Annotated in this window: 17 protein-coding genes, 3 tRNA genes and 1 pseudogene; 14 read left to right on the top strand and 7 right to left on the bottom strand. The window is 70.4% G+C overall.

The features are described 5' to 3' along the window. The 5 genes and pseudogenes from H576_RS16925 to H576_RS15915 all read left to right on the top strand — a co-directional run. A pseudogene (locus H576_RS16925) lies at positions 1–1,032 on the top strand (hypothetical protein); the annotation flags it as partial. 97 nt (positions 1,033–1,129) lie between these two features. Further along, positions 1,130–1,900: a DUF5819 family protein gene (locus tag H576_RS0113230; protein ID WP_051172789.1), complete on the top strand. Its 771-nt coding sequence runs from the start codon at positions 1,130–1,132 to the stop codon at positions 1,898–1,900. Further along, complete coding sequence (locus H576_RS0113235) at positions 1,897–2,958, top strand: HTTM domain-containing protein (RefSeq protein WP_036321009.1); 1,062 nt, start codon at positions 1,897–1,899, stop codon at positions 2,956–2,958. The genes H576_RS0113230 and H576_RS0113235 overlap by 4 nt, the downstream gene beginning before the upstream one ends. Before the next feature lie 91 nt (positions 2,959–3,049). Further along, positions 3,050–5,095 carry an acyl-CoA dehydrogenase family protein gene (locus H576_RS0113240; RefSeq protein WP_029151321.1) on the top strand — a complete coding sequence of 682 codons (2,046 nt, stop codon included), beginning with the start codon at positions 3,050–3,052 and terminating at the stop codon, positions 5,093–5,095. 101 nt (positions 5,096–5,196) lie between these two features. Next, positions 5,197–5,532: an FHA domain-containing protein gene (locus H576_RS15915; RefSeq protein WP_051172791.1), complete on the top strand. Its 336-nt coding sequence runs from the start codon at positions 5,197–5,199 to the stop codon at positions 5,530–5,532. 3 nt (positions 5,533–5,535) lie between these two features. On the opposite strand, the gene H576_RS15920 is transcribed toward H576_RS15915, so the two are convergent. Together H576_RS15920 and H576_RS0113255 are read right to left on the bottom strand one after the other, a co-directional pair. Next, positions 5,536–5,913: a recombinase family protein gene (locus H576_RS15920; protein ID WP_051172793.1), complete on the bottom strand. Its 378-nt coding sequence runs from the start codon at positions 5,911–5,913 to the stop codon at positions 5,536–5,538. 73 nt (positions 5,914–5,986) lie between these two features. After that, entirely contained in the window at positions 5,987–6,241 is a 255-nt protein-coding gene (locus H576_RS0113255) for a glutaredoxin family protein (RefSeq protein ID WP_029151322.1), read from the bottom strand. A 70-nt stretch (positions 6,242–6,311) separates the two neighbouring features. Here H576_RS0113255 and H576_RS0113260 point away from each other — a divergent pair, with 70 nt between their 5' ends. Genes H576_RS0113260 through trhO form a run of 3 tightly spaced genes read left to right on the top strand, consistent with a single transcriptional unit; the run spans position 6,312 to position 8,954 of the window. Then, positions 6,312–7,460 carry a glycosyltransferase gene (locus H576_RS0113260; protein ID WP_029151323.1) on the top strand — a complete coding sequence of 383 codons (1,149 nt, stop codon included), beginning with the start codon at positions 6,312–6,314 and terminating at the stop codon, positions 7,458–7,460. A 52-nt stretch (positions 7,461–7,512) separates the two neighbouring features. Then, entirely contained in the window at positions 7,513–8,037 is a 525-nt protein-coding gene (locus H576_RS0113265) for an acyl-CoA thioesterase (RefSeq protein WP_029151324.1), read from the top strand. Positions 8,038–8,054: 17 nt separating this feature from the next. Then, positions 8,055–8,954, top strand: a complete 900-nt coding sequence (gene trhO, locus H576_RS0113270; RefSeq protein WP_245559193.1) for an oxygen-dependent tRNA uridine(34) hydroxylase TrhO — start codon at positions 8,055–8,057, stop codon at positions 8,952–8,954. Positions 8,955–8,972: 18 nt separating this feature from the next. Here trhO and H576_RS0113275 read toward each other — a convergent pair whose 3' ends face one another. Then, complete coding sequence (locus tag H576_RS0113275; protein ID WP_029151326.1) at positions 8,973–10,181, bottom strand: MFS transporter; 1,209 nt, start codon at positions 10,179–10,181, stop codon at positions 8,973–8,975. A 78-nt stretch (positions 10,182–10,259) separates the two neighbouring features. Here H576_RS0113275 and H576_RS0113280 point away from each other — a divergent pair, with 78 nt between their 5' ends. Both H576_RS0113280 and H576_RS0113285 read left to right on the top strand, forming a co-directional pair. Beyond that, positions 10,260–11,126, top strand: coding sequence for a LysR family transcriptional regulator (locus tag H576_RS0113280; RefSeq protein ID WP_029151327.1), 867 nt, complete (start codon positions 10,260–10,262; stop codon positions 11,124–11,126). A 14-nt stretch (positions 11,127–11,140) separates the two neighbouring features. Next, complete coding sequence (locus tag H576_RS0113285; protein ID WP_029151328.1) at positions 11,141–11,395, top strand: hypothetical protein; 255 nt, start codon at positions 11,141–11,143, stop codon at positions 11,393–11,395. Positions 11,396–11,450: 55 nt separating this feature from the next. Here H576_RS0113285 and H576_RS0113290 read toward each other — a convergent pair. The 3 genes from H576_RS0113290 to H576_RS0113300 all read right to left on the bottom strand — a co-directional run bounded on the left by H576_RS0113290 (position 11,451) and on the right by H576_RS0113300 (position 11,774). After that, positions 11,451–11,523 (bottom strand) — tRNA-Phe (locus H576_RS0113290). A 62-nt stretch (positions 11,524–11,585) separates the two neighbouring features. Next, positions 11,586–11,659 (bottom strand) — tRNA-Asp (locus H576_RS0113295). Between the two features lie 42 nt (positions 11,660–11,701). Next, positions 11,702–11,774, bottom strand: a tRNA-Glu gene (locus H576_RS0113300). Between the two features lie 194 nt (positions 11,775–11,968). Between H576_RS0113300 and H576_RS0113305 the strand changes: the two genes are divergently transcribed. Then, positions 11,969–13,462 (top strand): M23 family metallopeptidase, encoded by a 1,494-nt coding sequence (locus H576_RS0113305; protein WP_029151329.1) that lies wholly within the window; start codon positions 11,969–11,971, stop codon positions 13,460–13,462. A gap of 57 nt (positions 13,463–13,519) precedes the next feature. Here the strand turns inward: H576_RS0113305 and H576_RS0113310 are convergent, their stop codons facing one another. Next, entirely contained in the window at positions 13,520–14,056 is a 537-nt protein-coding gene (locus H576_RS0113310; protein WP_029151330.1) for an inorganic diphosphatase, read from the bottom strand. A 66-nt stretch (positions 14,057–14,122) separates the two neighbouring features. On the opposite strand from H576_RS0113310, the gene tilS reads away from it, so the two are divergent. The 3 genes from tilS (at position 14,123) to ftsH (ending at position 17,793) form a co-directional block, all read left to right on the top strand. Beyond that, positions 14,123–15,109: a tRNA lysidine(34) synthetase TilS gene (gene tilS / locus H576_RS0113315; protein WP_029151331.1), complete on the top strand. Its 987-nt coding sequence runs from the start codon at positions 14,123–14,125 to the stop codon at positions 15,107–15,109. Positions 15,110–15,118: 9 nt separating this feature from the next. Further along, positions 15,119–15,670 carry a hypoxanthine phosphoribosyltransferase gene (gene hpt / locus H576_RS0113320; RefSeq protein WP_029151332.1) on the top strand — a complete coding sequence of 184 codons (552 nt, stop codon included), beginning with the start codon at positions 15,119–15,121 and terminating at the stop codon, positions 15,668–15,670. 125 nt (positions 15,671–15,795) lie between these two features. Further along, entirely contained in the window at positions 15,796–17,793 is a 1,998-nt protein-coding gene (ftsH, locus tag H576_RS0113325) for an ATP-dependent zinc metalloprotease FtsH (protein ID WP_029151333.1), read from the top strand. The last annotated feature ends 4 nt before the right edge of the window (positions 17,794–17,797 follow it).

Consider the following 17,797-nt stretch of genomic DNA (forward strand, 5'->3'; position numbering starts at 1 on the left):
ACCGCTGCGTCGGACGACGACTCGTCGGCTGATGTCGCGGCGGACGCCGATGCCGACAGCGATGTCAACGGGTCGACGGCCACGGCCGACGCCGCCGCTGACACCGATGCCGACTCGAACGCCAACGCTTCGGCTTCGGCTGCGGCGTCGGCGAACGCGGACGACGAGAGCAACGCGGCCGCTCAGGCTGCCGCGCAGGCCGCTGCCAACGCCGACGCTTCGACGACGGCCTCGGCCGCGTCGGATGCGGACGCGACGGCCGCCGCGGCTTCGGCCGCGAACGCCGACTCGTCGAGCGACTCCTCGACCGACGTCTCGAGCGAGGCGAACGCGTCGGCCCAGGCCGCCGCGACGGCCGCTTCGGACGCCGACTCGTCGAGCGACTCGAACGCTGAGGGCACCGCGACGGCCGAAAGCGACGGAGCGGCGACCGCCGCTGCCGCCGCCAACGCCGACGCGTCGAGCGACGCCTCCAGCGACGCCAGCGCCGATTCGGACTCTGACGGGTCCAGCGCGAACGCCGATGCGAGCACGTCAGGCGAGGTCCCGGTGACCAAGCCGTGGATCGAGCTCGAGCACGACGAGCGCTACTTCGCAACGGGCGCCGAGCAGATCGCATACGGTCACGACTTCACCCCGGGTGAGCTCGTGACGGCATCGATGCACTCGACCCCGTACGAGATCGGTACGCAGACTGCAGACGAGAACGGTGACGTCACCTTCGTCTGGAACCTGCGCGACAGCGACGAGGTCGGCGAGCACTACGTCGAGCTGGACGGCGAACTCCACGATCCTCTTCGTGCGACGTTCGACATCGTGCAGCAGACCGGAGCCGGCGGTTCGGGTTCCAACGGCGGCAGTGACAGCACCGGAGCCTCGAGCAACGGCACGGGGAACGGCACGGGTGGAAACCTCGTCGCGACCGGTGGTCCCGCCGGTGCGATCGTGCCCATCGCGATCATCCTGATGCTCGCGGGTGCGGCGCTGTTCGCAGTGACGCGCCGAGGCCGAAACGGTGCAGTTCACCGGTAAGCCTGACGAAACAACGCGGTGGCGGTTCGGGGACTCCCGAGCCGCCACCGCGGTGCGTGTTACAGAAACAACTCATCAGGACGGGATACTCGACAACGTGACCAACGAAACCCCGCTGAAGCGCCGACGGCCATGGTGGGTCCGCACGATTGCACTGGTAGCCGTCATCTTCACGGCGTGGCACGTGTTCGCGACCTTCCTCTGGATCGCCCCCTACTCGCCCGCTCGCGAGATCGTGCCGGCGAAGATGCTCTCCGGATACATGCTCCCGATGTTCGGCCAGTCCTGGAGCGTGTTCGCGCCTGAGCCGATCAACGGCGACTACCGCTTCGAGGTGAGGGCGATCGTCGACGGCGAGGAGACCGAGTGGGTCAGCGCGACCGACGTCGAGCTGCAGATGATCCGCTACAAGCTGTTCACACCGCGCGCGGGGATCGTGGGGCAGGACGTCTCGAGCCAGTTCCGGGACGCCTGGAGCGACTTGAACGATGCGCAGAAGGACATCTCCGATCTCAACTACTTCAAGGACGAGTGGGACACCCGGATGACGTCAGCTCTGACCGATGCCGCCGGCGATGGGAAACAGTCGACGGTCGACGCCTACGTCGAACAGGAGCACAGGGCGACGGCGTACGCGACGCAGGTCGCGCTCGCGATCTGGGGCGACGACGTCGAGCGCGTGCAGTTCCAGGCCACCCGCCAGAACGTGATCCCGTTCGAGGAGCGCCACGATCCCGACGCAGAGGAACGCCCTATCCAGTACGCGCCGACGGGCTGGCGGGGCCTCGTGATCAACGACGGCCAGTCGGACGAGGCGTTCGCCGACGTCTTCCGGTCGACCTACGAGCGGATGGAGGCCGCCGGATGAACGCGGCGCTCGACCTCCTGAAGCGCACGCCGCGTGCGGTCGGCTCGCTCGTCGCCGAGGTGTGGCGCACGGTCATCGGCGTCATCGTCCGCGCGTACGTGTGGGGCGAGTCATGGCTCCTCGACAGCAAGAAGTCGCAGTACGGGCTCGCGGTCACGCGGATCCTCTTCGGCCTCACGGGCGTCGGCCTGCTGCTCACGAACTTCGGCACGCGGCTCTACACCTTCGGATCCGGCTCCGCCTGGAACGGCGAGGCCCAGGAGCCCGTGAGCGACTTCCCGAAGATCTGGCTCTTCAGCCTCTTCGACCGCGTGCGCCTCGACGACGGGCTCTTCACGGCGCTGTACCTCCTGCTCCTCGCCCTCGCCGTCGCCTTCACGCTCGGCTGGCGCACGAAGATCGTGCTCCCCGTCTACTTCGTCCTGTGGGTCAGCTTCATCGAGATGACCGACGCGGTGGGGGACCAGGGCGACAACATGTACCGCATCGTCCTGCTCCTGCTGCTGTTCGCCGACCCTGCTTCGCGCTGGTCGCTCGACGCGCGGCGCCGCAGGAAGAAGGGCTTCCCGACGATCCTGCCGCGCGAGATCAGCAACCTGCTGCACAACCTCGTGCTCGTCGCGATGACGGCGCAGGTCATCTTCGTCTACGCCTCGGGCGGTCTTTACAAGGCCGGAGGGGATCCGTGGAAGGAGGGCGACGCCGTCTACGCGCCGCTCATGACCGAGCGCTTCGGCACGTGGCCCGCCCTGAGCGACCTCGTCACCGCGTGGGGCCCGGCCGTCACGATCGCGAGCTGGGGGTCGATCATCATCCAGGTCGCGTTCCCGCTCATGCTGCTCACACGGCCGACGCGCATCCTCGCGCTCATCGGCATCATGAGCTTCCACATCGGCATCGGCGTGCTCATGGGGCTGCCGTGGTTCTCGCTCGCCATGATCGGCATCGACTTCATCTTCATCCGCGACCGCACGTGGCGGCACATGGCCGACAGGATCCGGGCCGCCTATCGTCGCGAGCCGATCGACAAGGAAGACGGCGTCCCCAGCCCCGCGTGATTGTCGCAGGGGAACAAACGATCCGCGCGATCCGGGTGGACGGGCATAGCGTCGGCCTCGTACCCACCTCATCACCGTGGAGAGGATCCCCGTGGCAGACATCGCCGTTCGCCCCGCCGAGACCGACGCCGCCGAAGCGCGCATCGACCTGGGCGCCCTGACCCCGCTGCTTCTCGGAAAGTGGGGTGACATCCGTCTCGAGGCGCGCGAGATGATCCGCGACGAGTCGTTCTGGCGCATCGAGGGGCAGCCCTATCTCGAGCACCGCGAGCGCGTGCTCGAGCAGCTGAAGAAGCTCGCCGATCTCGGAGCGGGCGCGCGGGCGTACCCCGCCGAGTACGGCGGTCGCGACACCCAGGGCGGCAACCTCGCGGGCTTCGAGGAGCTCGGCCTCGCCGACCCGAGCCTGCAGATCAAGGCCGGCGTGCAGTGGGGGCTCTTCACGAGCGCGATCTTCCAGCTCGGCACGAAGAAGCACCACGACAGGTGGCTGCGCGACTGCATGGCGATGAAGCTGCCCGGCGCCTTCGCGATGACCGAGACGGGCCACGGATCCGACGTGCAGTCGATCGCGACGACCGCGACCTACGACCCTGCGACCGAGGAGTTCGTGATCCGCACCCCGTTCCGCGGGGCGTACAAGGACTACCTCGGCAACGCCGCGAAGCACGGCCGCGCCGCGACGGTGTTCGCACACCTCATCACGGGCGGCGTCGACTACGGCGTGCATTGCTTCTTCGTGCCGATCCGCGACGAGGACGGCGAGAACCTCCCCGGGATCACCAGCGAGGACGATGGCCCCAAGGGCGGGCTCAACGGCATCGACAACGGGCGTCTCGCGTTCGACGACGTGCGCATCCCGCGCGAGAACCTCCTCAACCGCTACGGCGACGTCGCGCCCGACGGCACCTACTCGAGCCCCATCGCGAGCCCCGGGCGTCGCTTCTTCACGATGCTCGGCGCGCTCGTGCAGGGCCGCGTCTCGCTCGACGGATCCGCGACCTGGGCGTCGGCGCTCGCGCTGAAGATCGCCGTCACCTACGGCAACCAGCGCCGCCAGTTCGACGGCGCGTCAGGTGGCGAGGTCGTGCTCCTCGACTACGCGAACCACCAGCGCCGCCTCCTGCCGCTTCTCGCACAGACCTACGCGCAGGCCTTCGCGCACGAGGAGCTGCTGCAGAAGTTCGACGGCGTCTTCAGCGGCGCGGCCGACACCGACGAGAACCGCCAGGATCTCGAGACCCTCGCGGCCGCGCTCAAGCCCCAGTCGACGTGGCACGCGCTGCGCACGATCCAGGAGTCGCGCGAGGCGTGCGGCGGTCAGGGCTTCCTCTCGGAGAACCGGCTCACCGGCCTGCACCACGACTTCGACGTGTACGCGACCTTCGAGGGCGACAACACGGTTCTGCTGCAGCTCGTCGGGAAGCGCCTCCTCGGCGACTTCGGCCGCCAGTTCCAGGGAGCCGACACGAAGAAGCTCGCCGCCTACGCGGCCCGCCAGGGCGCGTCGAAGTTCTTCCACGGGGCGGGGCTGCGCCAGCTGGGGCAGGCGGTCGCCGACTTCGGATCCACCGCCCGCTCCGTCGAGCACGGCCTGCGGGGCGACGACCAGCACCAGCTGCTCGCCGACCGCGTGCAGCAGATGGTGACCGACGTGGGCACGCGCCTCAACGCGTCGCGCAAGCTCAGTGCGGTCGAGCAACAGCAGGCGTTCAATGACAACCAGGTCGAGCTGCTCGCGGCTGCCCGCGCGCACGGCGAGCTGCTGCAGTGGGAGGCGTTCAGCGACGCCCTCGCGGGGATCCGCGACGAGGGCACGCGCACGGTCCTCACCTGGGTGCGCGACCTCTTCGGGCTGGCGGTGATCGAGCGCAACCTGTCGTGGTACCTCGTGAACGGGCGCCTCTCGGCCCAGCGCGCCTCGGCGGTCTCCCGCTACATCGACCGGCTCTGCCTGCGGCTGCGCGACCACGCGCAGGACCTCGTCGACGCGTTCGGCTTCGCGCCCGAGCACGTGCGCGCGCCCATCGCGTCGGGCGTCGAGCAGCAGCGGCAGGACGAGGCCCGCGCCTACTACGCCGACCTCCGTTCGTCGGGCGCGGCCCCGACGCCGGAGAAGAAGGCGAAGAAGGGCTGACGGCGCCTGAGGGGGTGTGATGAGACTCCCCTGGAGGGTTTACCGGTATTCCTGGGTGCCCTAGGGTGATCCCCGTCGTCCGTCGAGGAGAGGGGATCGGAATGCCGGAGTCCGCAGAAGCTCAGGGCGTCGTCACGCTCACGTGGGACGACGGCGCCGAGACCACGATCACGGGCCGCGTCGTCGTGGGGAGGAACCCCGAGGGATCCCCCGACGCGCGGCCCGTCGCGGTGCCCGATGCGACCCTGTCGATGTCGAAGACGCACTTCGAGATCGACGCGGACGCCGCGACCCTGGTCGACAGGGAGTCGACGAACGGGGTCATCGCGGTGCGCGGTCGGACCGAGCTCGCGGTCGCGCCCGGAGAGCCCTTCGTGCTCGCGGCGGGCGACCTGCTGGTGCTCGGCGAGCGGACCGTGCGGGTCGACCTGGCCTGAGGCCTACTTCGCCTTCTCGGCGCCGCGGGCGCCGTGCTCGAGCACCTTGATGATGATGCCGCGGCGGCCCAGCTCGGCGATCGTCTGGGCCTCCTCCGCCGCGTCGCGTCCGAGCGCGCACGTCGCGGTCACGACGACGACGTCGCCGCTGTCGAGCCGCCCGAACAGCCGGGTGAGGCGCTCCTCCCACGTCTCGACGACGTTGGGGGCGGGGTGGCGGAAGCCGGCGATCGGAACGCCGAAGCTCGTGAGCTGCTCGCGCTGATCGTGGATCGACGGCATCCCCTCGCGTGCGACCACGATGCCGACCAGTCGCGACCCCACGGGGCGCGTGCGCCAGATCTCGCCGGCGCTGCTGACCTGTTCGACGTGCTCGTTCACGCCTCCATCCTGCCGTATGCGGGCGCGAAAAACCGGGCGGACCCGGCTGGGGCCGCCCGGTTCTTCGCGGGGATCAGATGAGCGAGAGCTCGCGCAGCTTCGACTCGACGTCGGCGTTCGACGGCTCGACGTGGTGCGAGGAGTCGGGGTAGACGACGACGGGGATGTTCGTGCGGCCCGAGATCTCCTTCGCCACGTCGGCGGCGGCGGGGTCGGCCTCGAGGTCGACGTAGGTGTATTCGACGCCGAGCTCGTCGAGCTGGGCCTTGGTGCGGCGGCAGTCGCGGCACCACTCGGCGCCGAACATCGTGATCGTGTCGTTCGTCATACCCCATAGGGTATTCCACCTCCAGGGGCCAGGCGCGGCCCGCTCACCGGGGCATGCGACGATAGACGGCATGCGTTCGGGGGAGCAGCCTGCAGTCGACGTGACGGTCGTCGTGCCGACGTTCAACGAACGCGGCAACGTCGCCGAGCTCGTGCGCCGCGCGGCCGCGGCCCTCGCGGGGCGCCGCGCCGAGATCCTCTTCGTCGACGACTCGAACGACGGCACCGACGACGAGATCGCGCGCGTCGCGTCCGACGCCCCGATCCCCGTCCGCATGATCCACCGCGATCGCCCGACCGCCGGACTCGGCGGCGCCGTGGTCGAGGGCTTCCGAGCCGCGCGGTCCGACGTCTGCGTCGTCATGGACGGCGACCTGCAGCACCCGCCCGAGAAGATCCCCGAGATCGTCGATCGCCTGGCCGAGGGCGACGTCGACATCGTGCCGGGCTCGCGCTACGTCGGGGGAGGGAGCGCGACGGGCCTCGCCGACGCGTCGCGGCACCTCGTCTCGCGCGCCTCGACCCTCGTGACGCACGCGATGTTCCCCGTGCGCCTCCGCCAGGTGACGGATCCCATGACGGGCTTCTTCGGCGTCGACCGCACCCGCATCGACCTCGCGACCCTCAAGCCGCGCGGCTTCAAGATCCTCCTCGAGATCCTCGTGCGCAGCCCGCTGCGCGTCGCCGAGGTCCCGTTCGAGTTCGCCGACCGCTTCGCCGGCGCATCGAAGGCGTCGTTCCGCCAGGGCCTCCACTTCATCCAGCAGCTCGCACTGCTGCGCTTCGGCAAGATGAGCGGCTTCGCCCTCATCGGCGCGCTCGGCGCCGTCGCGAACGTCGCGATCGTGTGGCTGCTCACCGAGGCGCACGTCGAGTACATCGTCGCGGCGGTCATCGCGGCCGAGGTCACGATCGTGGCGAACTTCCTCGCGGCCGAGCACTGGGTGTTCCGCGACATGCGCGAGAACGCGCGCGGCTTCTGGCGACGCTTCGTCTCGTCGTTCGTGTTCAACAACGTCGAGTCGGCGATCCGGATCCCCATCATGGTCCTGCTCGTCGAGCGGCTGGGCATGTCGAGCGCCGTCGCGACCGCGATCACGCTCGCCGTCGCGTTCCTCGTCCGCTTCACGTTCCACTCGCTCGTCGTCTACGCGCCCCGCAAGGAACGCGCGCGCTCCGCCGCGGAGCAGGATCAGCCCGCGCGCGACCGCGCTGTGTGACCTTCCCACAAGCGATGTGCGCCGGCGCGGCGCCGGTGATTCACTCGGGCTCGTGAATCTCTACCTGCGCATGCTCCTCCTGTGGATCCGCACGCGCCGCGCGCGGCCGCTCTCGCTCTGGGACGAGGGGCGCGTCTCGTTCCGGGTGCTTCCCAACGACCTCGACGTCCTGCGGCACATGAACAACGGGCGGTACCTGACGCTCCTCGACCTCGGCCGCACTGACCTCATGATGCGGTCCGGGTTCTGGCAGAAGGTGCAGGAGCGCGGCTGGTACTCGGTCGTCGCGGCGCAGACGATCACCTACAAGCGCTCGCTGACCCTGTGGCAGAAGTTCGACATCACGACGCGGGTCCTCGGCCACGACGGCCGCTCGGTCTACATGCAGCAGGAGTTCCGCCGCGGGGCGACGCTCATCGCGCGCGCGACGATCCAGGCGCGCTTCCTGCGCACCGAGGGCGGGACCGTGCCACTCGACGACCTCTTCGCGCTCGCGGGAGGGGAGCCCGAGCACCTCGAGCTGCCGGGCTGGGTCGAGGAGTGGGCCTCCGCCGTCCGCATCACGTCACAGGAGTGAGTGCCTACGCTGGATCCGTGCCCGCGAAGATCCTCCTCTACTACGTGTTCACGCCGCTCGCCGATCCCGAGGCGATCCGGCTGTGGCAGCGCGACCTCGCCGAGCTGCTCGGCCTGCGCGGGCGGATCCTCATCTCGGAGCACGGCCTCAACGGCACGCTCGGCGGCGACATGGCATCGCTCAAGAAGTACGTGCGGCGCACGAAGCAGTACGAGTCGTTCCGCGATCTCGACATCAAGTGGTCGTCGGGCACGGGGCTCGACGACGAGGGGATGAGCCTCGACTTCCCGCGCCTCAGCGTGCGGGTGCGCGACGAGATCGTGTCGTTCGGCGCGACCGAGGAGCTGCAGGTCGACGAGGCGGGCGTCGTGGGCGGCGGCGCGCGGCTCGGCCCGGGCGACCTGCACCGGCTCGTGGAGGAGCGCGACGACGTCGTGTTCTTCGACGGACGCAACGCGTTCGAGGCCGAGATCGGGCGCTTCCGCGGCGCCGTCGTCCCGAACACCGAGACGACCCGCGACTTCATCGAGGAGCTCGATTCGGGCGCCTACGACCACCTCAAGGGCCGTCCCGTCGTGACCTACTGCACGGGCGGGGTCCGCTGCGAGGTGCTCTCGAGCCTCATGACGGCGCGCGGCTTCGGCGAGGTGTACCAGCTCGACGGCGGCATCGTCCGCTACGGCGAGACCTTCGGCAACAGCGGGCTGTGGGAGGGATCCCTCTACGTCTTCGACGGGCGCGAGCAGGTGACGTTCGGATCCGGCGCCGAGACGATCGGGCGCTGCGTGTCGTGCGGCGAGCCCGAGACCCGCATGGTCAACTGCGCGGGTCCGTCGTGCCAGTCGCGCGCCGTGCTCTGCGCCTCCTGCGGTGAGGCGGCGCGATGTCGCCTACACGCGGGGGCCGCGGCGGCCTGACCCTCGCGGACGGCCGGGTCAGCCGCGCAGCAGGCGCGATCCCGCCACGACGACGAGGACCGCGACGGCCGCCGAGAGACCCACGAGCACGGGCACGATCGGCCACACCGTGAGGGCTCCCGCGGTGAGGAGCGGCGGGAAGGTCATGCCGGCGTAGCCGATGAGGAAGATCCCCGCGAGGGCCTCGCCGCGCTTCTCGGGCGCCGCAAGCGAGCCCGCGGTGCCGAGCGCGCTGCGGAAGAGGATCCCGACGCCCGCGCCCGCTGCGCCTCCGCCGAGGAGGAAGAGCGCGAGCGAGGCCGCGACGGCCCCCGCGGAGATCAGCGCGAGGCCCGCGACCGCCGCGACGATCGCGAGGATCATCTGCGCTCGGATCGGCATGCGCACGGTCGCGATCTGGGCGAGCGACGCCGCCATGAAGACGATGAACGGCGCGGCGCCCGCGAGCAGGTGCGAGTGCTCGCCGAGCAGCCCGACGAGGAAGGTCGAGCTCAGGCCCGTGAAGGTCCCGAACACGGCGAACGCCGCGAACGCCCCCGCGGCCGCCGCGAGATACGCGCCGCGCGACGCGGCGGGGACCGCGACGCGCTGCGGGCTGTAGGCGGGGCGCTCCTCGCGGTGCTCGACCGTCTCGGGGACGAGCGCGACGAGGACGATCTCGACGGCGAGGAGGAGCGCGAAGACCACGTAGGGCGTGGTCGTCGGCGCGGGCGCCGTCGTGACGAGGACGCCCGCGATGAGCGCGCCGAGCGAGAGACCGCCGAGGTTGGCGAAGGTCGACACGATCTGCGAGCGCACGCCCGACCGGCCCGTCTCGGCGCCGAGTTCCGAGAGGTGCGCCGTCGCGGTCGCGGTGATGATGCCGATCCCGAGTCCGTTGACGAATCGCGCGACGAGCAGCCCCGCGAGGCCGTCCCACGCGAGGAAGAGGATCGCGGCGAGGAGGTTGAGCGCGAGCGCCGCGAGGATCACGCGCCGGCGCCCGAGCCAGTCGGACACGTGGCCCGCGAGGTACAGGCTCAGCATCACGCCGACGGCGTAGACGGCGAAGATCACGGTCACGACGATCGTCGGGAAGCCGTCGCGCTGCTGATAGATCGCGTAGATCGGGGTCGGCACGGTGCTGAATGCCATCGCCGTGAGGAACGCGGCGGCGATGATCCAGAAGCCGGGGCCGTGGGGCAGCAGCCCGCTGCGCGCGGGGGCGGAGCGCTCGGTGATCGTCATGGATCCAGGTTCCGCCAGATCCGTGATCGTGTCCGACGAATGATTCGGATATCTGTGATCGACCGATACGATCAGGGCGTGGACACGAGGCAGGTCGAGTACGCGGTCGCGGTCGCGGAGGAGCTGAGCTTCACGCGGGCGGCCGCCCGGGTCTTCGCGGTGCAGTCGACGGTCTCGGCGGGGGTCCGCGCGCTCGAGGCCGACCTCGGCATCGAGCTGTTCGAGCGCGACCGCCGCGGCGTGCGGCTGTCGGCGGCGGGGGAGCAGGTCCTGCCGGCGCTCCGCGACCTCCTCGCGGCCCAGGACCGGGTGCGCACGGCGGCAGACGCCGAGGGATCCCTCCGCGGGCTCCTGCGGATCGGGATCTTCGCGAATCTCGGCTACCTCGACTTCCCGCGGGTCATCGGCGACTTCCACGCCGCTCACCCCCTCGTCGACATGCGCCTTCGGCCGTCGGCGACGGGATCCGCGGGGCTCGCCGAGGACGTGCGCCGCGGCCGCCTCGACATCGCCCTGTTCGGCCTGCCGGCCTCGGCCGCCCCGGGGCTCGACGTGCACCCGCTCGCGGTCGCGTCGTTCGTCGCGGTCCTGCCCCGCGATCACCGGCTCGCGGGGCGCCGCGAGATCGACATCGACGACATCATCGACGAGCGCTTCGTTGACACCCCGCAGGGCTACGGCAACCGGGCGATGCTCGACGCGGCGCTCGCCGCGCGGGGCGCCGTGCGCGATGTCGCGACCGAGGTGGGCGAGGTCGGATCCATCCCGCACTGCGTCGCGGCCGGCCTCGGCGTCGCGCTGCTTCCGGACCTGCTCGTGCAGCAGGCGGACGAGACGGCTGTGGTCCCGCTGCGCGCCGCGATCCCGTGGGAGCTGAACGCGATCACGCGCCCGGCCGCGGCCCCCGTCGTCCGCGCGTTCCTCGACCGGCTGAGGAGCGCGTGACCTACGCTCGAGGGGTGTCGTATGTCGTCGTGCTCCAGCCCTCCGAGACCATCGAGATCGAGACCGAGAAGGCCGTGGCGCTGCAGGACATCCTCGACGGGCTTCACGCGAAGGTGCCGGACGGCTTCGTGCTGACGCACTTCACGGCAAGCACGGCCCGTGGCGTCGCGCGCCGCGTCGGGTCCCGCGAGATCACGGGCGACGACAAGCAGGCGCTCCTCGCGGGGATCCCCGAGGGTTGGCGGGCGGTCAGCATCCGCGAGGAGTGACCCGCTCGCGGGCAGAGAAGAACCCCCGCGATGTAGAAGCTACGCGGGGGTTCAGTGGCTCCGACCGGCGTCGATCCGGTGACCTTTCGATTTTCAGTCGAACGCTCTACCAACTGAGCTACAGAGCCGTACGGCTTATGCCGCATCCGACGCGAAAGGCCTCCTCGAAGAGAAGGCCCGTCGCTTGGAGCGACCCTGACGGGACTTGAACCCGCGACCTCCGCCGTGACAGGGCGGCACGCTAACCAACTGCGCTACAGGGCCATGATGTGCTTGACGCACGATTTTCAATTATATCAGCTGATGTGACCCCAACGGGATTCGAACCCGTGCTACCGGCGTGAAAGGCCAGCGTCCTAGGCCGCTAAACGATGGGGCCGGGCGAACCTCGGGGGCTCACGAACCAACCCTCCTAGCTTACGCATGCCCGCGGTCGAATCGCAAAACGGGCGCGTGTCGTGCGCGCTTCGGGCGTGTCGGGGTGAGATGCTGGCGGCGTCGTGTCCGGTCGGCCCGGGGATGGATCCCGTCATTCACGTTGCGCATGGGGAAGGTGTTGTTACTGTGACACGTGTGAAAACTCCCCTTCTCACGCGCGCGAGCGCGCCCAGCGACCCCGAGGTCTGCGACTGCGCGCCCACCGGCGACGAGAAGCGCGTGATGTGGCGCCCGATCTCGCGCCGCGGCGCGCTGGCGGCGGGAGCCGTCGCCGTCGCGACCGTGGCCGTGCTCGGCACCGTCTCGCACAGCAGCAGCGCGTACGCCGCGATCACCTACGACCCCTCCGACTACCCCACGTGGGCCGACGTCGAGCAGGCGCGGTCGAACGAGTCGACCAAGGCGTCCGAGATCACCCGCATCGAGGGCCTCATCTCGGAGCTCCAGGCCTCGGTCGCCGCGGCCCAGCAGGCTGCTCAGGACGCGGGCGACGCGTACTACGCGGCCCAGCAGGAGTACCTCGAGGCCGCCTACCGCGCCGACGAGCTGCAGTCGCAGGCCGACGAGCAGTCGAAGAAGGCCGACGAGGCGGCGACCGCGGCGGCCAAGGTCGCGACGGCGCTCTCGCGCTCGGGCGGCGACAGCACGTCGTACGAGCTGCTCTTCGCCGACTCGGCCGGAGACGCCGACGAGCTGCTGTCGAAGCTCGGCCAGATGGACAAGCTCGCCGAGCGCAACCAGTCGATCTACGCCGACGCAGCCTCGGCGCGCGACTCGGCCCAGCAGCTGTCGAACCAGGCCGCCGACGCCCGCACAGAGCGCGACCGCCTGCAGAAGATCGCGCAGCAGAAGCTCGAGGAGGCGCAGGCCGCGCAGGCCGCCGCCGAGCAGGCGCTCGCCGACCAGGAGGACTACCTGATCGTCCTGCAGCAGCAGCTCGCCGCGCTGAAGGACACGACGTCGAAGACCGTCGCCGAGTACCAGGACGGCGTCGAGCAGAAGAAGGCCTACGAGGAGGAGCAACGCCGCCTCGAGGAGGAGCGCCGCAAGAAGGCCGCCGAGGAGGCCGCGCGCCAGGCCGAGGCCGCACGCAAGGCCGCCGAGGAGGCCGCGGCGGCGGCCGCGGCGGCCCAGCCGGAGCCCTCGTCGACCGGCACAGGAACCTCGACGCCCTCGGCTCCCGTGGTCTCGACGCCCTCGACGGGCGGATCCGGGTGGGTGCACCCGCACCCGGGCGCCTCGATCACCTCCGGCTACGGCTACCGCACCCAGATCTGCGGATCCTCGTACTGCTCGAGCTCGTTCCACGCGGGCGTCGACCTCGCCGAGGGCTGCGGAACCGCGATCCTCGCGGCCCACTCCGGCACGGTCTCGATCGCGGGCCCCTATGGCGGCTATGGCAACTACGTGCGCATCGACAACGGCGACGGCGTCGGCACCGGGTACGGCCACATCGTCAACGGCGGGATCCTCGTCGGCGTCGGCCAGTCGGTCAGCGCCGGGCAGGTCATCGCCTACGAGGGCAACACCGGCAACTCGTTCGGCTGCCACTGCCACTTCGAGGTCTACCTCAACGGTGCGACGACGAACCCCATGACCTACATGGCGGGCGTCGGCGTCTCGCTCTGACCAGAGACGGAGAGAGGCCCCGGTCGGGATCCGACCGGGGCCTCTGCGTATGCACGATCAGGCGCGGGTGTTGGGGATCTCGCCCTCGCCCTGCGTCTTCGTCTCGCCCTCGGCGGCCTCGAAGCGCTCGAACGCCTCGGTCACGATGCGCTCGGCCTCGGCGGCGTCGCCCCACTCGTCGACCTTGACCCACTTGCCCGGCTCGAGGTCCTTGTAGTGCTCGAAGAAGTGCGCGATCTCCTTGCGGCTGTACTCCGGGAGGTCCTCGACGTCCTGGATGTGGTCCCAGCGCGGGTCCTTCGCGAGGACCGCGATGACCTTGTCGTCGCCGCCGGCCTCGTCGCTCATCTTGAGCACGCCGACGGGGCGGACCTTGGCGCCGACGCCCGGGTACACCGAGTAGTCCATGACGACGAGCACGTCGAGCGGGTCGCCGTCCTCGCCGAGCGTGTTCTCGAAGAACCCGTAGTCGGTGGGGTAGCCGAACGTCGTGAACAGCACGCGGTCGAGGAACACGCGGCCCGTGCCGTGGTCGACCTCGTACTTGACGCGGCTGCCGCGCGGGATCTCGATGACGGCGTCGTAAGCGCCCATGGGAACTCCTCAGTTGTCGGTGGAGACTGCCGGATCACCCTACCGGGCGAAGCCTACGATTGACGGGTGCTCGACCCTGCCATCGCCAGCGCCCGCCGCGCCGTCCGCTCCGCGCTCGCCGCGCTCGAGACCCCGGGACCCGTCGTGGTCGCGCTCTCGGGCGGCGCCGATTCCCTCGCCCTCGCGGCGGCCGCCGCGTTCGAGGCGCCGAAGCTCGGGCGCGACGCGCACGCCGTGACGATCGACCACGGCCTGCAGGCGGGGTCGGCGGATCAGGCGGAGCGCGCGGCGGCGCAGGCGCGCGATCTCGGCCTCGGCGCCCGCGTGATCCGCGTCGAGGTCGGATCCGACGGCGGGCCGGAGGCCGCGGCGCGCGACGCCCGCTACGCGGCGCTGCGCGACGCGGCGCACGAGATCGGAGCCGTCGCCGTGCTCGTCGGACACACGCTCGACGATCAGGCCGAGACCGTCCTCCTCGGGCTCGCCCGCGGATCCGGCGCGGGCAGCCTCCAGGGCATGGCTCCCGCGCGGATCGACGACGCGGGGCTCGCCTGGATCCGCCCCCTCCTCGGGCTGCGGCGCGACGAGACGCGCGCCTTCTGCGCCGCGGCGGGCCTCGAAGCGTGGGCGGATCCCCAGAACGCCGACCTGCGCTTCGCGCGCGTCCGGGTGCGCGACCGGGTGCTCCCCGTCCTCGAGCGCGAGCTCGGACCCGGCGTCGCCGAGGCGCTCGCGCGCACAGCCGAGCAGCTGCGCGAGGACAACGAGGCGTTCGCCGACATGATCGACGAGACGATCGAGGACATCTGCGAGCCGGCCGAGGCGGGCATCGCGGTCTCGGTTCCGGCGCTCGCCGCGAACCCCGCCGCCGTGCGCAACCGCGTCATCCGCCACGTCGCCCAGAGCGAGTTCGACGCCGTCCTCACGCGCGCGCAGACCCTCGAGGTCGCCCGCCTCGTGACCGACTGGCGCGGCCAGGGCCCCATCGACCTCCCGGGCTGCTCGGCGGCGCGCATCGGAACCCGCATCGTGTTCACGGCCTCGCCCAATTAGTCTCGACCTATGCGTGCTTCCGACATCGCCGGCGACCTCGACCGCATCCTCGTGACCGAGGAGCAGATCCACGACAAGCTCGACGAGCTGGGCGCTCGGATCGACGCTGACTACGCGGGCAAGGACGTCCTGCTCGTGGGCGTCCTCAAGGGCGCCGTCATGGTCATGGCCGACCTCGCGCGACACCTCACGATCGACGCCCCGATGGACTGGATGGCCGTCTCGAGCTACGGATCGTCGACGAAGTCGAGCGGCGTCGTGCAGATCCGCAAGGACCTCGACACCCCGCTCGAGGGGCGCCACGTGCTCGTCGTCGAGGACATCATCGACTCGGGGCTCACGCTCAACTGGCTGCTCGAGCACTTCCGCACGCGCGGCGTCGCCTCGCTCGAGGTGTGCGCGCTCCTGCGCAAGCCCGACGCGATGAAGGTCGAGATCGACGCGAAGTACGTCGGATTCGACATCCCCAGCGACTTCGTCGTGGGCTACGGCCTCGACTACGCCGAGCGCTACCGCGGGCTGCGCGACGTCGCGGTCCTCGCGCCCCACGTTTACAGCTGACCCATCATCTGATTCGCCCTGCGCGAATCCCCGGGCCGCCGCTGGCGACCCACAGGTAGCCTGATCTGAATCGCGGGTCGTGCCCGCGTGCGTGACCATCAGGAGGAGTCGGGGCTTCCCGCACCATGAACGTCAAGAAGATCGCTCGCAATCCGCTGATCTACGTGCTGCTGATCGGCGTGCTGATCATCGCGGGATTCGCGCTCATCTCGAGCTTCGGCGGCCCGAAGCAGATCACGACGCAGGAGGGGCTCGACCTGCTCTCCGGCGGGACCGTGACCCAGGCGACCGTGACCGACGGCAACCAGCGCGTCGACCTCACGCTCGACACGGCCTACGAGGGCAGTGAGAACGTGCAGTTCTACTACCTCGGGGCGATGGGCGACGACATCGTCCAGGCGGTCCAGGCGGCCGATCCGTCCGACGGGTACGACGTCGACGTCCCGCAGGCGTCGATCTTCTCGAGCCTCCTGTCGATCCTCATCCCCGTCGTGCTCCTGGGCCTGCTCTTCTGGTTCCTCATGTCGAGCGCGCAGGGCGGCGGCCGCATCGGCCAGTTCGGCAAGTCGCGCACGAAGAACGTGCAGAAGGAGAACCCCGACGTCACGTTCGCCGACGTCGCGGGCGCCGACGAGGCCGTCGAGGAGCTGCAGGAGATCAAGGAGTTCCTCGCGGATCCCTCCCGCTTCCAGGCGCTCGGCGCGCGCATCCCGAAGGGCGTCCTCCTGTACGGCCCTCCCGGGACGGGCAAGACCCTCCTCGCGCGCGCCGTTGCAGGCGAGGCCGGCGTGCCCTTCTTCCCGATCTCGGGATCCGACTTCGTCGAGATGTTCGTCGGCGTCGGCGCGAGCCGCGTGCGCGACCTCTTCAACCAGGCCAAGGAGTCGTCGCCGGCGATCATCTTCATCGACGAGATCGACGCCGTCGGCCGCCACCGCGGCGCCGGCATGGGCGGCGGCCACGACGAGCGCGAGCAGACGCTCAACCAGATGCTCGTCGAGATGGACGGCTTCGACCCCAAGGCGAACGTCATCGTCATCGCGGCGACGAACCGCCCCGACATCCTCGACCCCGCGCTCCTGCGCCCGGGCCGATTCGACCGACAGATCGGCGTCGACGCCCCCGACTTCGCGGGTCGCCTCCAGATCCTCAAGGTCCACGGCCGCGGCAAGCCGCTCGCCGACAACGTCGACCTCGACGACGTCGCCCGCAAGACGCCCGGCTTCTCGGGCGCCGACCTCGCGAACGTCCTCAACGAGGCCGCGCTGCTCACGGCGCGCTCGCACGCGCAGCTGATCGACGACCGCGCGCTCGACGAGGCGATCGACCGGGTCATCGCCGGGCCCCAGCGCCGCACCCGCGTGATGAAGGACAAGGAGAAGCTCATCACGGCCTACCACGAGGGCGGCCACGCGCTCGCGGCGGCGGCGATGAACCACTCGGATCCCGTCACGAAGATCACGATCCTGCCGCGCGGCAAGGCCCTCGGCTACACGATGGTGCTGCCGGTGGACGACAAGTTCTCCGTCACGCGCAACGAGCTGCAGGATCAGCTCGCGTATGCGATGGGCGGCCGCGTCGCCGAGGAGATCGTGTTCCACGACCCCACGAGCGGCGCCTCGAACGACATCGAGAAGGCGACCGACATCGCGCGCCGCATGGTCACCGAGTACGGCATGACCTCGGCCGTCGGCCCCGTCAAGATGTCGGGCTCGTCGGGCGAGATGTTCATGGGCCGCGACATGGGCCACGGGCGCGACTACTCCGAGACCGTCGCTCAGACGATCGACCGCGAGGTGCGCGCGCTCATCGAGCTCGCGCACGACGAGGCCTACGAGGTGCTGAACGCGAACCGCGACGTCCTCGACCGCCTCGCGCAGGAGCTGCTCGAGAAGGAGACGCTCGACCACAAGCAGATCGCCGAGATCTTCACCGACGTGAAGAAGCTGCCCGAGCGCCCGCAGTGGCTCTCGAGCAGCGAGCGTCCCGTCTCGGCGCTGCCCCCGATCGAGATGCCGAAGCGCAAGGCCGCCGAGAGCGGGATCGCCGCCCAGTCGGCGACCGAGCCCATCACCCGCCCCGGCACGGCGACGGGCGGCATCACGCGACCCGCCACCGCCTGATCCC

Origin of the sequence: Microbacterium indicum DSM 19969, assembly GCF_000422385.1 — a bacterium.
GTDB classification, from domain to species: domain Bacteria; phylum Actinomycetota; class Actinomycetes; order Actinomycetales; family Microbacteriaceae; genus Microbacterium; species Microbacterium indicum.

What these genes read in the sequence shown, in the direction of transcription:
- hpt (WP_029151332.1), top strand. Translation starts at nt 15,119, where the DNA reads ATGCGTGCTTCCGACATCGCCGGCGACCTCGACCGCATCCTCGTGACC.
- ftsH (WP_029151333.1), top strand. Translation starts at nt 15,796, where the DNA reads ATGAACGTCAAGAAGATCGCTCGCAATCCGCTGATCTACGTGCTGCTG.
- H576_RS0113310 (WP_029151330.1), bottom strand. Translation starts at nt 14,056, where the DNA reads ATGGGCGCTTACGACGCCGTCATCGAGATCCCGCGCGGCAGCCGCGTC.
- H576_RS0113260 (WP_029151323.1), top strand. Translation starts at nt 6,312, where the DNA reads ATGCGTTCGGGGGAGCAGCCTGCAGTCGACGTGACGGTCGTCGTGCCG.
- H576_RS0113255 (WP_029151322.1), bottom strand. Translation starts at nt 6,241, where the DNA reads ATGACGAACGACACGATCACGATGTTCGGCGCCGAGTGGTGCCGCGAC.
- H576_RS0113275 (WP_029151326.1), bottom strand. Translation starts at nt 10,181, where the DNA reads ATGACGATCACCGAGCGCTCCGCCCCCGCGCGCAGCGGGCTGCTGCCC.
- H576_RS15915 (WP_051172791.1), top strand. Translation starts at nt 5,197, where the DNA reads ATGCCGGAGTCCGCAGAAGCTCAGGGCGTCGTCACGCTCACGTGGGAC.
- H576_RS0113235 (WP_036321009.1), top strand. Translation starts at nt 1,897, where the DNA reads ATGAACGCGGCGCTCGACCTCCTGAAGCGCACGCCGCGTGCGGTCGGC.